Raw genomic sequence first — 15,436 nt, 5'->3', positions numbered from 1 at the left:
AGGCGCATTGCGCACCTGCGTGACGTGTCCGAATCGGGGTGAGACACCCCGGTCCGCCCCCGGGTTCGCCACCACCGCCTCGGACAGGAAGAATCAGGGTGCGCACCCCTGGGTGGTGCCCGGTGGTGAGACGCTGCATGGGGCTGTGTTCGGAGCCTCGTACGGGGAGGTGGCAGGCAAGTGGTGGAGCAGCTGACGCAGCACGACCCGCGACGGATCGGCCCGTTCGAGGTGCTGGGACGGCTCGGGGCCGGCGGCATGGGGCTGGTCTATCTCGCGCGGTCGGCGTCGGGCCGGCGGGTGGCGATCAAGACGGTACGGACCGAGCTCGCCGAGGACCAGCTGTTCCGCGTCCGCTTCACGCGTGAGGTGGAGGCGGCGAGGGCGGTCAGCGGGTTCTACACGGCTGCGGTCGTGGACGCCGATCCGCGGGCCGCGGTGCCGTGGCTGGCCACCGCGTACGTGCCCGCTCCCTCGCTCGAAGAAATAGTGAACGAATGCGGGCCGATGCCGGCCCAGGCGGTGCGCTGGCTGGCCGCCGGCATCGCCGAGGCGCTCCAGTCCATCCACGGGGCGGGCCTGGTCCACCGCGACCTCAAGCCGTCGAACGTCCTGGTGGTGGAGGACGGGCCCCGCGTCATCGACTTCGGTATCGCCTCCGGGGTGTCCAACACCCGGCTGACCATGACCAACGTGGCCGTCGGCACCCCCGCCTACATGTCGCCCGAGCAGGCGCGCGACTCGCGCAGCGTGACGGGCGCCTCCGACATCTTCTCGCTCGGCTCGACCCTGGTCTTCGCGGCGACCGGGCATGCGCCCTTCCACGGTGCGAACCCGGTCGAGACGGTCTTCATGCTGCTGCGCGAGGGCCCCGACGTCGAGGGCCTGCCCGACGAGCTGCGGCCGCTGATCGAGTCGTGCATGCAGATGGAGGCCGTGCTGCGGCCCAGCCCGGCCGACCTCCAGGCGCAGCTCTCGCCGCACCTCTTCGCCTCGGGACAGGACGACAGCGGTACGGCGTCCGCGTGGCTGCCCGAACGGGCGACCGCGATGATCGAGCAGCGGCGGGGCGGCCGGGCCGTCCCGCCGAGTACGCCGAGTGCGCGCAATACGCCCCCGCCCCGCGCGCACGCCACACCGCCGCGCCCGCCGGGCCCGCCGCCCGCGGCACACCTCCAGCCGGCCCAGGCCGCACACCCGGCCCAGGCAGCTCACGCCCCGCAGGGTGCTCACGCCGGGCATGGTGCGCACGCCGCGCCGGCTCCGCACCATGCCGTACGGCTGCCCGGGTCAAAGGTGCCCATCGGGCCGGGTCCGCGCGTGGCCGAAACCCGCGCCGGTACGGCCCCCGTGCACGGGGAGAACGCCACTGGCTGGATCAGGCCGCCGGCCGGGGTGAACGGTGCGGAAGCGGTCACCGGCATCGTGGCCTCGCCCGCACCCTCGTCCCCACCCTCCCCCACTTCCTCCTCCGCGCCGCCGTCGGTGCCGCAGCCCGGGCCCTCGGCCGACGGAGCGGGGCCTGCCGGGGGATGGCGGCCGTGGCGGTTCCGTATGTCCAACGACGTGTGGGGGACCCCGGCCGTCGCCGGCGACCTCGTCTACGTCACCTCCTTCGAGGTCCACGCCCTCGATGTGGCCAGCGGGCGGCGCCAGTTCAAGACGCGTGACGTCGCCTGGGCGATGGCCGTCGCGGGCGGACGTATCCACGCATCCGACGGCCCCACGCTGTACGCCCTCGACGCGGCCGACGGCGCCGAGCGGTGGCGGCTGCAGACGGACGCCTGGGTGTACTCGCTCAAGGCCGACCGCGGCACCGTCGTGACCGGCACGCGGGGCGGTGGCGTCCAGGCCTGGGAGGCGTCCAACGGCCAGAAGCTGTGGGAACTCACCGGCGCCCAGACCGACTTCGAGACCCCGGAGGCCGGTCCCGCCGTACACGACGACACGGTGTACGTATGGCAGAACGCGCGGCTGCGCGCGCTCGACTCCCGTACGGGCACGGAGCGTTGGTCGTACCCGATCGGCGACGCAGCAGCCTGCGGCGGAGTGCCGGTGCGCGTCACACCCGCGCCGGACGGCTACGTCTACGTCTCCGCGGGCACCCGCGTCCTCGCCATCGATACGGTCAGCGGCCATGTGCGCTGGCACTTCGAGGCGCCCGCGGTCTTCCTCTGCCCGCCCGCGTTCGCGCCGGGGCCCGCCGTGACGGGCGGCGGTGTCTACCTCGCCGACTACCTCGGCACGGTGTACGCCCTCGACGCCTCCACCGGCAAGGACCGCTGGCGTATCGCCACCGAGTCCCGCAAGTCCATCGAGCCGGTCCTCGTCGCGGCAGGCAACATCCACGTCGGCAGCGGCAGCGCGCTCTACACCCTGGACGCGGTCACCGGCACCCCGAAGTGGCGCTTCGCGGCGGGCGGCGAGGTCATCGGCACCCCCGTGGTCTCCGACGGCCGCGTCCACTTCGGCTCGGCCGACCACTGCCTCTACACGCTGGACGCGAGCGGCGGCCAACTGCGCTGGAAACTCGCGACGGGCGGCGAGATCACGGGGTCGCCGGTCGCGCAGGGCGGGGTGGTGTACGCGTGCAGCAAGGACCGCTGTGTGTACGCCCTGGACGCGGTGAAGGGCACGGCGACGGGCCGCCCGTCGGGCGCTCACGCCTGAGCGGAAGCCTCCCTGTCCGAGCGGTCAGACCTGTCCGACTGCTGTTGTTGACCGCGGCCGCGCATCACGGCCGCGGCGAGCAGCAGCAGTACGCCGCCGCCGAGCGCGTTCGCGACGCCGAGGTCCAGCCCCGTCCCGTCACTCTTGACGCTGACGCTGTCCACCACCTGCCCCAGGCGGACCATCCACAGGACGGTGAAGGCGATCACGACAACCCCGGCCAGGGCAACGGCCGCCCGGGACCTCGCCGCCAGGCCGACCAGCGCGAGCCCGGCCGCAATCGCAAACGGCAACAGAATCGACCCAGCGAGCCCGGGCTCGCTGTCCGTGATGCCGCCGAACAGGTCCTGGACGCGGTAGTCGCGACCGGAACGGCCGTCGTACCAGGCACGGAAGGGGCTCAGAACGGCAGCCGCCGCCCCAAGAAGCCCAAGCACCCACCCGAGCACACTGCGGAACAATGTCGTCCTCCTCCGAATGAGCTTGCGACACCCGCCGCAGACGCCGACGCTACGCCCACGGGCGCTCCATGTCAGGTGCTTCTTCGCTGTAGTTAAGGCGACGCGCGATTTCCGGTCATGTCCCGCGGGCACGCGTTTTGCAGGTGCGTCCGGCACCCCACTAGGGTGACGTGCGCGCGTCAATCGCGCGCTGAATTTCTCTGATGTCTCTGATTTCTCTGATTTCAACGGGGGTTGAAGCGTGAAGCTTCGCCATGTCCGCGCTGTAGCCGTCTTTGGTATCGCAGTCTTCGCGTTGACCGGAGCGCGTGGTTCCAGCGGCGGTAGCTGCGACAACAGCAGCAGCGGCAGCAGTAGTAGTAGCAGCACGGGTGGTTCGAGCTACGGCGACGACACCACGTCGGGCAGCTCCACCACGACCGGCGGCACCACCGGCTCCACCAGCTCGGGCACCACCACCGGCTCCGTCTCGGGCACGGGCAGCAACAACAAGGCCATCAGGGACGTACGGATCGACTCCTGCGAGTACGACCCCTCCCGAGGCATCGTCGCCGCCATCAGCGCCACCAACAGCAGCACGTCCGAGAACTACACGTACACGTTCACGGTGTCCTTCACCGACCCGAGCGGTACGAGCATCGGGGAGCGCAACCCCACCATCCCCATGGTGCTCCCCGGCAGGACGGACAAGCTGGACGTCGCCACGCCGTACACACCCCAGGACGGCGCGACCTCCGGCGGCAAGTGCACCCTCTCCAAGGTGCAGCGCGTCATCTCCTGACGCCGCCCTAGCGCGTGCGGAATTCCGGTCGGCGGGCGGTGAAGAGAGCCGCCTGCCGCTCCGGCGGCAGATTCCCGAGTGCAACGAGGTGCGGTGCCTGCGCCAGAGCCTGGCTGCGGGCACCCTCCTTCGCCGCCCACACCGCACGTACCGTCCCCTGCACCGCCTCCGTCGGGTACGACGCGATCACCTCCGCGCACCGCACCGCGGCCTTCAGCTCATCGCCCGGTTCCGCCACTTCGGACACGAGGCCCGTCTCGTACGCCCGCCGCGCCGACACCCGTTCCGCCGTGCCCATCAGCGCCATCCGGGCCACTTCCCCGAACGGCATCCGCTGCGCCATGTAGATCGCCTCGTACGCGCTGACCATCCCGTACGTCGTATGCGGGTCGAAGAAGACCGCGTCCTCGGCGGCGACGATGAACTCGGCCTCCCCCAGCAGATAGAACGCACCGCCGCACGCCATTCCCCGCACCGCCGCGATCACCGGTTTCCACAGGTCGTTCGCCTTCGGCCCGATGGCGATGAGCGGATCGTCGACCGAGTACGGCGACGACGGCTGAGGCACGTCCACGTCACGGTCGATGCCGGTGCAGAAAGCCTTCTCGCCCGCACCCGTCACGACCACCGCCCGCACGTTGTCGTCGAACCGGAAGTCGCGCCAGGCGGAGGACAGTTGACCGGCCATGTCCAGGTCGACGGCATTGTGCTTGTGCGCCCGGTCGAGGGTGACGACCGCGACGCCGCTCTCCTTGTCCCGCTCGACACGGATGCTCACGACCGCTCCAGCAGCCAGCGAGGCACCGTAACGCCCCCCGGGCCCGCGGTGAAGACGGCGTGCACCTTCGCGCCGATGCGCAGTCGGGCGGGGTCGACCGAGTCGAGAGCCGCCTCCGCGCCGGTCACCACGTTCCCCACCAGCCGGATGTGCGGGGCGTCGGCGAGCTCGACGACGACTGCGTTGTACGGGGCCTGGGCGGCGTAAGCGGGCAGGAGTGGCGGGTGGGGCAGGACGTACGACCAGATCCGCCCCTTCCCGCTCATCCGACGCCACTCGCTGTCGAAGGACCGGCAGTGCGGACAGCAGGGCCGGGGCGGAAAGCGCAGCTCGCCGCAGGCGGGGGCGGCGCAGGCCTGGATGCGGAGTTCGCCCCTGGCGGCGTACTCCCAGAAGGGTGCCCCGTCGTCGTCGGCCACGGGCGTCAAGAGGCTGTCGGTCATGTTTCAGCTCCTCAGCAGCAGGGCGGACGTCGGAACACCCTCACCGGCGGTGACCAGGCAGGTGCCGGCGTCCGGCACCTGCGCGGTGCTGGTGCCGCGCAGCTGCTTGACGCCCTCGGTGATGAGGTTGAAGCCGTGTACGTACGCCTCGCTCAGCCCACCACCCCCGGTATTGATCGGCAGCCGCCCGCCGCTCTCCAGTGCGCCGCCCTCGGTGAAGGCCGCGCCTTCGCCGCGCCCGCAGAAGCCGTAGCCCTCCAAGGAGAGGGGGATGAGGGGGGTGAAGGCGTCGTAGATCTGCGCGACGTCGACGTCCTCCGGGCCGAAGTCGGCCTGTTTCCAGAGCTGGCGGGCGGCGGTCCAGGCGGGGCCGGTCAGCGGGTCGTCGTTCCAGTAATTGACCATGCCGTGGTGCTGGGCAGGCAGGCCCTGGGCGACGGAGTGGACGTACACGGGCTTCTGGCGGCAGTCGCGGGCGCGCTCGGCGGAGACGATGACGCAGGCCAACGCGCCGTCCGTCTCCAGGCAGTTGTCGAAGAGGCAGAGCGGCTCGCTGATCCAGCGCGAGGTCATATACATGTCGCGGGTGAGCGGGCGCTCGTACATGATCGCGGCGGGGTTCTGGTTGGCGCGATTCCGGCAGGCGAGCGCCACATTGAAGAGGTGGTCGCGGGTGGCGCCGTACTCGTGCATGTATCTGCGCGCGAGCATCCCGATCTCGTCGGCGGGCCGCAGGAGCCCGAAGGGGCGGGTCCACTGGGCGGGGGTGGGGAGCTGGACGGCGGTGTTCTTCCAGGGCCGCGGCCCCGATCCCCGCTTGCGCGAACGCCAGGCGACACCCACGCTCGCCTGTCCGGTGGCGATGGCGGAGGCGAGGTGGGCGACGGTGGCGCAGGAACCGCCTCCGCCGTACCCGACTTTGCTGAAGAAGGTCACGTCGCCGGCTCCGATGGCCTTCGCGACCTCGACCTCGTCCGTCTCCTCCATCGTGTACGAGGCGAGACCGTCGACCTCGGACGGGTCGATTCCGGCGTCGTCGAGCGCGGCGAGGATGGCCCGGCAGGCCAACGTCTTTTCCGATTCGGGGAGTTGTCTGGCGAAAGATGTCTGTCCTGTGCCGACTATCGCCGTCGCATCTTTGAGCGTCGTCACGCCGGGCACCTCCGCGATGGTCGCGTCCCATGACTACTGACAGCGCGTCAGGCTACAGCTAATCTGACGGTTAGTCAGCTAGTGGTGTGTGGGAGGCCTTGCTATGGGTGGTGACGGGGACGTCGCATGGGACAGCATCCCGGAGCTGGTACGGAGTGCCGCCGAGCGGTACGGCGAGCGGGAGGCCGTGGTCGAGGGCCGCACCCGCATCTCGTACGCCGAGTTGGGCGACCGCGTCGAACGGGCGGCAGCGGCCTGCATGGCCTCCGGAGTCGAGCCCGGTGACCGCGTCGCGATCTGGGCCCCGAACACCCTGGACTGGATCGTCTCGGCGCTGGGCGCGGTGACGGCGGGTGCGGTGCTGGTGCCGCTGAACACCCGCTTCAAGGGGACGGAGGCGGCGTACGTCCTGTCGCGCTGCCGGGCGAAACTCCTCTTCGTCACCGGCACGTTCCTGGGTACGTCGTACGTGGCGTCCCTCCGTCGTGCGGACGTCGACCTGCCGCATCTGGAGCAGGTGGTGGTGCTGGCAGACGCGGCGCCCGACGAATACCGCACCTGGAAGGACTTCCTGGCGTCCGGCGAGGAAGTGTCCCCGGCGGAGGTACGGGCGAGGGCGGCAGGGGTGGCGGGTTCCTCCCCCTCGGACATCATCTTCACGTCGGGAACGACGGGCCGCCCCAAGGGCGCGGTGATCACCCACGCGCAGACGCTGCGCGGCTACGACATCTGGTCCGAGCTGGCCGGCCTGCGCGAGGGCGACCGCTACCTGATCGTGAACCCCTTCTTCCACACCTTCGGCTACAAGGCCGGGATCATCGCCTGCCTGATGCGCGGCGCGACGATGGTCCCGCAACCTGTCTTCAACGTGGACACGGTCCTGGCGAACATCGCCGCCGAACGCATCTCGGTCCTCCCGGGCCCACCCACCCTCCACCAGTCCCTCCTGGACCACCCGTCCCGCGACACCCACGACCTCTCGGCGCTCCGGTTGGTCGTCACAGGCGCGGCGGTGGTCCCGCTCCAGCTCGTGGAACGCCTCCGCTCGGAGCTCCACATCTCCACGGTCCTCACGGCGTACGGCCTCTCCGAAGCCTCCGGCATCGTGACGATGTGCCGCCGCGGCGACCCACCGGAGACGATCGCGACCACATCGGGCCGGGCGATCCCCGGCACGGAGGTCCGCGTACTGGCGGATCCGGGCTCCCCCGGGGAGGTCCTGGTGCGCGGCTTCAACGTCATGTCGGCCTACTTCGAGGACCCGGAGGAGACGGCGAACGCGATCACACCGGACGGCTGGCTGCGTACGGGCGACGTAGGCGTACTCGACGCGTCCGGGAACCTTCGCATCACCGACAGGATCAAGGACATGTTCATCGTCGGCGGCTTCAACGCCTACCCGGCAGAAATAGAACAGCTCCTGGGCCTGCACCCGGACATCGCCGATGTGGCGGTGATCGGCGTCCCGGACGCGAGGCTGGGCGAGGTGGGCAAGGCGTACGCGGTCCGGCGCCCGGGTTCGACGCTCACGTCGGACGACCTGATCGCCTGGTCCCGCCGCGAAATGGCGAACTACAAGGTCCCGAGGGAGGTCGAGTTCGTAACGGATCTTCCGCGCAACGCGAGCGGCAAGATCCTCAAGACGGAGCTGCGGGCCCCTGGGCGCGTATGACCCGTCTCATCCGCGCGCTCCTCGACCTCGGCGATGAACGCCGGCGGAGGCGGTGTCTCACCGCCGACAACGTGAGTCTCGTTGGGCTCGTACTCCCAGTGCCACTCACTCATGTGTGAGCGATTTCCGCGCGGATGCATAGACGGCGCGGATCTCGGCCATGGCCTCCCGCCAGGCGGGATCGTTCTTGTCGAGCACCTGAGCCGTGTACTCAGCAGTTCGCAGGCGGGCGGCGCTGACCGGGAAGCGCGCGATCTCCACGGTAATTGCCCATGTCTCCAGAAACTGCGTGATCGGCCCGAGCGATTCCGTCTGCGCTGCCAGGGCGATGACCTCGTCCTTTTCACGCTCCATCTCGGCCAGCCGATGGGGAGCAACCTGAGCCAGTGCGACCCGGAGCGCGGCGGGCGTCCGCTGCGGCCGGGGGATGAGTGGCCCCGGCTGGTCAATGTGCTGTGCGGTCATGCTGGTCCTTCCTGAGACGCCATGGCCACGGTACGGCAGCTGGTGGGGGCGGCGCAGGCGGTCGATCGGGGACATCGCGCACGTGTGGACCATCCGATATCGGCGGATAGCGCTGTTCTGCAGCGCAAGGGACTCCACTGAAAGGGGAGCAAGCGTTCGAGTCCTTGACGCGAACCGGCCACAAGATGGCTTGGTCGCGACGGGCCCGCCCGGACATGCGGCGGCCGCGGTGGCTCCCCCTCCGCGCCACCGCGGCCGTTCCCCGTCAGGAAGGTCTCGTTACGCCGGCTCGGTAGTGGCGTGCTGGTCCAGCGTCCTGATGTCGCCACCCGTGGCGTGCTGGTCCATCGTCGTAATGTCGCCACCCGTGGCGTGCTGGTCCTGCGTTGTGGCCGTGCCGTCCTCGGTACCCGTGGCGTGTTGGTCCTGCGGCTTGAGGATCGGCTCGTTCTTCTTCGCTTCGCCCATGATCGTCAGTTCCCCTGTCTGGGTGGCTCGGTGTAAGCGGATCGGCGATGCCCGCCCGGCTGTTCCCCCGTGGACTGCCGGACGGGCGTCTCAGGGCCGTTCACCTTAGTGCTCGGCCTTTGCCGTGGATCCGCCTGCCCCCCGACGCGACGGATCGACAGGCATGAGCATGCCGGGCGCCGATAAACGTTCAATGAACGCCCTGCGTAGGGCGTTACGCGGCCGCTACCGGTGTCAGCAGCGAGCGCACGACGGTCGCTTCGGCGGACCCCAGTTCCTCGTAGATGCTCAGGGCTTCGCGCCAGCAGACCTGGGCCCGCCCGAGTTGGCCGATGCCGTTGAGGGCGTGACCGAGGACGGTGAGGACGTTGCCGCGGCGCCATTCGCCTCCGATGCCGCGCAGTACGGTCAGCGCCTGCTCAGCCTTGGCTGCCGCGAGGGCGTGCCTGCGGGCAGCGAGGTCGACCTCGGCGAGGCGGCAGAGCGTCATGCCTTCCCAGAGACGCTGACGACTGTCACGGAAGATGTCGAGCGCCTCCAGCAGGCTCTCCGAGGCGGCGTTGAGTTGTCCGCTCTGCGTGAGGGCCAGCCCCAAGGCGTACCGGCCGTTCGCCCCCCGCAACGAATGCCCCATGTCGTCGTAGATGGTGATGCCTTGCTGAGCAAGGGTGACCGCGCTCTTCGTTCGCCCCATCGCGAGATGGATGCGGGACAGGTTGCACAGGGCGCTTGCCTCCCCCGGGCGGTTGTCGTCGGCGCGGAAGTCCTCGATGGCGCGGGTCAGATGTCCCTCGCCGTCCGCATGACGGTTTTGGTAGATCGCGATGATGCCGCGTGCGTTCCGGGCCCAGCACATGGGCAGCAAGTCGTGGGCTTCTTCGGCGAACTGCATCGCCTGCTCCGCCTCGCGATCTGCCTGGACGAAGCGGCCGGCCACTTGGTGGACGTTGGCCAGGGACATGAGGCCCCGGCCTTCCGCCCTGGTGTCGCCGCACTCCCGCGCGGCGTCGCGCATGTTGATTGCTGTCATTTCATACTGCTTTGAGTTGGCGCCGGACTCCGCCAGGTCATGGACTGCCCACAGCAGATCAACTGCCCGGCGGAGGCTGTCCGGCCGGGAAGACTGTCGCACGCAGGCCAGCAGAGCATCCGCCTCCGCGTAGAGCCAGTCCTGAGCTTCGTGACGGTCGGTGAAGCGCAGCCCCGGGTGTCGCGCGGGTTCCAGGTGGTCCACCAGCCGGTCCCCCGGCCGCTCCAGCGCGTACACCCGCGCCGCCGTCGCCAGATAGAAGTCCAGCAGCCGCGACAGCGCCATCTCCCGCTCCTGCGGCGGCTGTTCGTCCCGTTCCGCGCACGCACGCGCGTAGAGGCGTACGAGGTCGTGGTAGCGGTAGCGGCCGGGGGCCGCCGATTCCAGGAGGGACGTGTCCACCAGGGACTCAAGCAAGTCCTCCGTGTCCTGGAGGGGCTTGTCCAGTACGGCCGCTGCCGCCGCCAGCGAGATGTCCGGGCCGTCCGCCAGGCCGAGCAGGCGGAAGGCGCGGGCCTGGGCCGGCTCCAGCTGGCCGTAGCCCAGCTCGAAGGTGGCCTTGACCGCGAGGTCGCCGGCCTGGAGTTCGTCGAGGCGGCGGCGCTCGTCCGCGAGCTTTGCCGCCAGTACGGAGACCGTCCAGGTGCGGCGTGCCGCCAGGCGGGCCGCCGCGATGCGGATGGCCAGGGGGAGGAAGCCGCACGCGCCCACGACGTCGAGGGCCGCCTCGCGTTCGGAGGCCACGCGCTCGGCTCCCACTATTTTCGTGAAGAGCTGGAGGGCTTCGTCCGGCGACATGACGTCCAGGTCGATAAGGTGCGCCCCGGCCAGGTCCACCATCCGCGCCCGGCTCGTCACCAGCGCCGCGCAGCCCGTCGTGCCGGGAAGCAGGGGGCGGATCTGGGAGGCGTCGCGGGCGTTGTCCAGGAGGACGAGGATGCGGCGGCCGTCGAGGGTCGAGCGGTAGAGCGCGGCGCGTTCGTCCAGGGTGTCGGGGATCGACGTGTCCGCGGTGCCCAGGGCTCGCAGGAACGCGCCCAGGACCGTCTCCGGCTCCGCCGCGCGCGAGCCCGCGCCCTGGAGGTCCACGTACAGCTGGCCGTCAGGGAAGTGCGGCCGCGCCGCGTGCGCGACGTGCACGGCCAGCGTGGTTTTGCCTACGCCGCCGATGCCGGCCAGGGCCGAGACCGCCATGACGCTGAATTCCGCCGCGGCGAGGCGGTCGCTCAGTTCGCGTACGAAGGATGCGCGGCCGGTGAAGTCCGGGACGGTGGCGGGGAGTTGGGCCGGGCGCATGACGGTAGGGGCGGCCGACGGCGCCGGTTCCACCGGGCGGGCCAGGTCCGCGTCGGCCTCCAGGATGCGCTGCTGGAGGGCCGAGAGCTCCGGGCGCGGGTCCACCCCCAGCTCGTCCGCCAGCAGGCGGCGCGTATCGGCGTACACCGCGAGCGCTTCCGCCTGTCGGCCGCTTCGGTACAGGGCGAGCATCAACAGCTCGCGGAGGCGTTCGCGCAGGGGGTGCGCCGCCGTCAGGGCCGTCAGTTCGGAGATCGCCTCAGCGTGGCAGCCGACCTCCAGGTCCAGGTCGAGGCGGGTCTCGGTGAGCTGGAGCCGCCACTCGTCGAGCCGGGCGCGCTGGGTCTCGGCGTACGGGCCCGGGACCGAGGCGAGCGGTTCGCCGTCCCACAGGCCGAGCGCCTTGTTGATCAGGGTGCGGGCCTGGCAGCGGTCGCCGTTGCTGCGCGACTTCTCGGCGTCGGCGGCGCGTTCCTGGGCGACGGCGAGGTCGAGCGTGTCCGCGCCCGCCCGTATCGCGTACCCGCCGGACTCGCTGACGAGCACCCCCGGGTCCAGTGCCTTGCGGAGCCTGGAGGCGTACGTCCGTATCGCGGCCAGTGCCTGCGACGGCGGTTCCTCGCCCCAGATCGCGTCGATCAGCTCGGACGCGGTCGCGGTGCGGCCGTCGCGGAGCAGGAGGGCGGCCAGGAGGGCGCGCTGCTGCGGCGATCCGGTGTTCAGCGACTCGCCGCCGCGCCAGGCCCGCACGGGGCCCAGCACGCTGAAGCGCACGGTGTCCCGAGGTACGTCGTCCATCGCACTCCCCCTGCCGTTACCGCCCGGTCGCCAGGGTCAGTTTGCCTTGTCCATGCCGGATGCGTCAGCACCGGAAGGTTCCTACCCGGTTCCAACTCACTACCTACTAGCTGACGGATCGTCAGATCAACGCTACCGTGAATCGCATGGAGACCTTCCCGAAGATCATCTCGGTGGACGACCACACGGTTGAGCCCCCCAACGTCTGGCGGGACCGGCTCCCGTCCCGGTTCAAGGACTCGGGCCCGCGCATCGTTCGCGCCCCTTTGAAGGAAATGACCTTCATGGGTGGAAAGTTCGCCCCGGTGATGGGCGCGCAGGGCGACGAGGGGCCGGTCGGCGACTGGTGGGTGTACGAGGACCTGCACCGGCCGCTCACCCGGCTCGACACGGCCGTCGGCTACGACAGGGACGAGATCAGGCTCGAAGTCATCACGTACGAGCAGATGCGGCCGGGATCGTTCTCCGTGCCGGAACGGCTGGCCGACATGGACGTGAACCATGTCCAGTCGGCGCTGTGTTTCCCGACCTTCCCGCGCTTCTGCGGCCAGACCTTCACCGAGGCCAAGGACCGCGAACTCGGGCTGCTCGGCGTCCGGGCGTACAACGACTGGATGGTGGAGGAGTGGTGCGGCCCCGAGGCACACGGCCGCCTGATCCCGCTCACGCTCGTCCCGCTGTGGGACGCGGAGCTCGCGGCGGCGGAGGTCCGCAGGAACGCGGCGCGCGGCGTGCGCGCGGTCGCGTTCTCGGAGATACCCCCGCGTCTCGGGCTCCCGTCCATCCACACCGACGAGTGGGACCCGTTCCTGCGGGCGTGCGACGAGACGGGCACGGTGATCGCCATGCACATCGGGTCGAGCAGCAAGATGCCGTCGACGTCGGCGGACGCTCCGCCGGCCGTGGGCTCCACGATCACCTTCGCCAACTGCTGCTTCTCGATGGTCGACTGGCTGATGAGCGGCAAGTTCGAGCGCTTTCCGAACCTGAAGATCATGTACGCGGAGGGGCAGATCGGCTGGATCCCGTACATCCTGGAGCGCGCGGACGTGGTGTGGGAGGAGAACCGCGGCTGGGGCGGGGTGGCGGACAAGGTCTTGCGGCCACCGTCCGAGCTCTTCGCCGGGCACGTGTACGGCTGCTTCTTCGACGACGCGTTCGGGCTGAAGAATCTGGATGCGATCGGGGTCGGGAACGTCCTGTACGAGACGGACTATCCGCACTCCGACTCCACCTGGCCGAAGTCCAGGGAGGTCGGCGAGCAGCAGATGGGCCACCTGGACGCGGACGTGGTGGACCGGATCGTGCGCGGCAATGCGATCGATCTGCTGGGGCTGACGGGGGAGGGGCTCTGGGCGGGGTAGCCGGTCCCGACCGATGCCGCCGTTCATCCTCCGTGCTCATCGGATCACTGTGTGTGCCAAAGGTCGCGGCCGTCGCCTGGGCCGGGTCGATTCGGCGGCAGCCCGGGTCGCCCAGGGCCATCGGCGGGCGCACGATGGTGGGAGGAGGGCTCCGGCACCCGGGGCAGGGCCCGCGGCTCTGTCACTCGTGCCGAAGCCATGAGCCGACGAAACAACCGGAGGTGGCGGGCGATGACCACGTTCATGGACGTCCACAACGACATGAAGGGCATCACGGCCGAGCAGCTGTCGGCGGCACACCGGGCAGACCTGGCGATCGAGGCGGAGGAAGGAGTGCACTTCGAACGGGCGTGGGCCGACCCCGAAGCGGGAGTCGTGTACTGCCTCTCCGAGGCGCCCTCCGCGGACGCGGTGCAGCGCATACACGAGCGAACCGGTCACCCGGCCAACGAAATCCACCCCGTGCCGCTTTCCGTCTAATAGTTGCTGCGGTCGCGCAGGGTGTACCCGCCGTCGACGACCTTCGCGTCGGCGGAGGGTGCCATGCACTTGGTGAGCAGCGGCTCGCCCTTCTTGGTGGCCCCGGAGAGCCCGATGCGGGCCTCGCCCTTCTCCGGGACGAGGAAGCTCACGCCCATGCGGGTGTGCGGGTCCAGCATGGTGAGCCAGGGGTGGCCGGGGCTGGTGCGGACCAGGCGGCCGGTGACGGTGGCGGTGGGGCCGCCGGTGGTGAGGCAGTCGACCTTGAACTCGCCCCAGTAGAGCTTGCCGTCCTGGGCGTGCGAGATGCGGAAGGTGCCCCGGGAGCGCTGCGGGATGCTGCCCACGGTGTACGTGGAGCGGGCGTCGACGGACACCCGTACCTCCTGGTTCGCGACGGGGTAGTCCATGCGCGCGTCGCCCTTGAGCGAGGAGACGGTGACCGTCTCCGGCGCGGGCGGCGAGGACGGGGCGGGGGCCGCGACGGCGACGGGCGCGGCGACGGCGGCCACGAGGGCGAGGAGGGCGGTGGCGCGCAGGGTCCTGTTCAACATGCGGGGCTCCGATCGTGGGGCGTTGGGATACCCCTGATCGTCGTCAACGCCCGGGCCCCCGGGCATCGTTCGCAGGCATGGTCCGCCCCCGCCGCATGGCGGAGACGGAGGTCCACCGCAGCAACTAGGCGCTCCGCGGGGAAGTGCGGTGATTCGGCTGCGGGCCGTCCGTTGCGGGCCGTCCGTGGCTGGTCGCGCAATTCCCGGCGCTCCTTACGGGGCTCCGTACCGCACTGGACTTCGACAAGACCGCTTAGCGATGACCACAGTCGGCAGATCCATCGCAGGCTGGATGACCGCGGTCAGTCCCGCACGGCCGAGCGTGTTGCGGATCATGGCCGGGGCGCTAGTTCTGCTCGGCCCGTTCCGTCTGCCGAGGCCGCCCCGTCGCGGCCGCGTACACGCCGATCACCCAGAGCGCCGTGGCCACGACAGCGGCCGAGGTGCTGGACGACGTATGCAGCGACCAGGCCCATGGCTCGGGGGTGTTGTCGCTGCGCACGCCCAGGAGCAGCGTGGGCCCGAACACGCCGAGCGGCAGCAGCCAGGCGAGGCCGCTGCCGAAGAGGCGGGCGCTGATCATGCTGAGCCCGAGATAGCCAACGACGTTGCGGGCGGCCGAACCGAACACCTCCCCCGTGGCACCGGCGATCAGCGGCAGCGCGCTCAGGCCCAGGGCCAGGGCCAGCAACACCACCAGGTACACGCCCCGATGGCGGCTCATCGGCTGGGCCGACGTCTGCTCCAGGTCAGCCATGGGCGAGAACAGTGTGGTGGCGAGGATCACCGCGTGGGCGAGCGGTACGACTTCGGCCACCGGCACGCTGAAGTCGACCAGATACCGGAACTCGGGCACCGCCACACGCTGCCCCGCGAAGGCGGTCGCCGCCAGTGCGACGAGCAGCGCGACCCCGGAGGCCCGGGGCAGGCCCCGGCAGCGTACGAAGGCGATGACGGCGCTCAGTCGGGGATCTCGCAGGCGGCTCACCCGGCGATTCTCGACGGGGTCAGCCTGGGCGCTCGG

The 15,436-nt window shown here is 70.4% G+C and carries 14 protein-coding genes; 5 read left to right on the top strand and 9 right to left on the bottom strand.

All coding sequences use genetic code 11. The features are described 5' to 3' along the window. The first annotated feature begins 180 nt into the window (after positions 1-180). The gene (gene afsK / locus PXH83_RS12185; protein WP_274559736.1) at positions 181-2,670 is read left to right on the top strand and encodes a protein serine/threonine kinase AfsK; all 2,490 of its coding nucleotides are present in this window, start codon (positions 181-183) and stop codon (positions 2,668-2,670) included. Here afsK and PXH83_RS12180 read toward each other — a convergent pair. Beyond that, on the bottom strand, positions 2,661-3,107 hold the full coding sequence (locus PXH83_RS12180; RefSeq protein ID WP_338054709.1) for a hypothetical protein: 447 nt from the start codon (positions 3,105-3,107) through the stop codon (positions 2,661-2,663). The two genes, afsK and PXH83_RS12180, sit on opposite strands and share 10 nt — an antisense overlap. Positions 3,108-3,372: 265 nt before the next feature. On the opposite strand from PXH83_RS12180, the gene PXH83_RS12175 reads away from it, so the two are divergent. After that, positions 3,373-3,912 (top strand): hypothetical protein, encoded by a 540-nt coding sequence (locus PXH83_RS12175; protein ID WP_274559734.1) that lies wholly within the window; start codon positions 3,373-3,375, stop codon positions 3,910-3,912. A gap of 7 nt (positions 3,913-3,919) precedes the next feature. On the opposite strand, the gene PXH83_RS12170 is transcribed toward PXH83_RS12175, so the two are convergent. From PXH83_RS12170 to PXH83_RS12160, 3 genes are read right to left on the bottom strand one after another with little or no spacing between them, the layout of a single operon-like run. Beyond that, positions 3,920-4,690: an enoyl-CoA hydratase/isomerase family protein gene (locus tag PXH83_RS12170; RefSeq protein WP_274559731.1), complete on the bottom strand. Its 771-nt coding sequence runs from the start codon at positions 4,688-4,690 to the stop codon at positions 3,920-3,922. Then, positions 4,687-5,133, bottom strand: coding sequence for a Zn-ribbon domain-containing OB-fold protein (locus PXH83_RS12165; protein ID WP_274559729.1), 447 nt, complete (start codon positions 5,131-5,133; stop codon positions 4,687-4,689). The genes PXH83_RS12170 and PXH83_RS12165 overlap by 4 nt, the downstream gene beginning before the upstream one ends. Before the next feature lie 3 nt (positions 5,134-5,136). Further along, positions 5,137-6,285, bottom strand: a complete 1,149-nt coding sequence (locus PXH83_RS12160; RefSeq protein ID WP_274559727.1) for a lipid-transfer protein — start codon at positions 6,283-6,285, stop codon at positions 5,137-5,139. A gap of 103 nt (positions 6,286-6,388) precedes the next feature. On the opposite strand from PXH83_RS12160, the gene PXH83_RS12155 reads away from it, so the two are divergent. Continuing rightward, positions 6,389-7,957 (top strand): FadD3 family acyl-CoA ligase, encoded by a 1,569-nt coding sequence (locus PXH83_RS12155; protein ID WP_274559725.1) that lies wholly within the window; start codon positions 6,389-6,391, stop codon positions 7,955-7,957. 105 nt (positions 7,958-8,062) lie between these two features. On the opposite strand, the gene PXH83_RS12150 is transcribed toward PXH83_RS12155, so the two are convergent. From PXH83_RS12150 to afsR, 3 genes are all read right to left on the bottom strand, one after another. Further along, the gene (locus PXH83_RS12150; RefSeq protein ID WP_274559723.1) at positions 8,063-8,422 is read right to left on the bottom strand and encodes a hypothetical protein; all 360 of its coding nucleotides are present in this window, start codon (positions 8,420-8,422) and stop codon (positions 8,063-8,065) included. 279 nt (positions 8,423-8,701) lie between these two features. Next, positions 8,702-8,890, bottom strand: coding sequence for a hypothetical protein (locus PXH83_RS12145; protein WP_274559721.1), 189 nt, complete (start codon positions 8,888-8,890; stop codon positions 8,702-8,704). A 214-nt stretch (positions 8,891-9,104) separates the two neighbouring features. After that, on the bottom strand, positions 9,105-12,014 hold the full coding sequence (afsR, locus tag PXH83_RS12140) for an SARP-family global regulator AfsR (protein ID WP_274559720.1): 2,910 nt from the start codon (positions 12,012-12,014) through the stop codon (positions 9,105-9,107). Positions 12,015-12,160: 146 nt separating this feature from the next. On the opposite strand from afsR, the gene PXH83_RS12135 reads away from it, so the two are divergent. Together PXH83_RS12135 and PXH83_RS12130 are read left to right on the top strand one after the other, a co-directional pair. Next, positions 12,161-13,378, top strand: coding sequence for an amidohydrolase family protein (locus PXH83_RS12135; protein ID WP_274559718.1), 1,218 nt, complete (start codon positions 12,161-12,163; stop codon positions 13,376-13,378). A gap of 231 nt (positions 13,379-13,609) precedes the next feature. Then, positions 13,610-13,858: an SCO4226 family nickel-binding protein gene (locus PXH83_RS12130; RefSeq protein ID WP_274559716.1), complete on the top strand. Its 249-nt coding sequence runs from the start codon at positions 13,610-13,612 to the stop codon at positions 13,856-13,858. On the opposite strand, the gene PXH83_RS12125 is transcribed toward PXH83_RS12130, so the two are convergent. Both PXH83_RS12125 and PXH83_RS12120 read right to left on the bottom strand, forming a co-directional pair. After that, on the bottom strand, positions 13,855-14,412 hold the full coding sequence (locus PXH83_RS12125; RefSeq protein WP_274559714.1) for a hypothetical protein: 558 nt from the start codon (positions 14,410-14,412) through the stop codon (positions 13,855-13,857). The genes PXH83_RS12130 and PXH83_RS12125 overlap by 4 nt on opposite strands. A 346-nt stretch (positions 14,413-14,758) precedes the next feature. Continuing rightward, positions 14,759-15,400 (bottom strand): hypothetical protein, encoded by a 642-nt coding sequence (locus PXH83_RS12120; RefSeq protein ID WP_274559712.1) that lies wholly within the window; start codon positions 15,398-15,400, stop codon positions 14,759-14,761. Between the last annotated feature and the right edge of the window lie 36 nt (positions 15,401-15,436).

The organism is Streptomyces spiramyceticus (assembly GCF_028807635.1).
Lineage (GTDB): Bacteria > Actinomycetota > Actinomycetes > Streptomycetales > Streptomycetaceae > Streptomyces > Streptomyces spiramyceticus.
The sequence above is the reverse complement of the archived record's forward strand: the minus strand, read 5'-3'. Positions and strand labels throughout refer to the sequence as shown.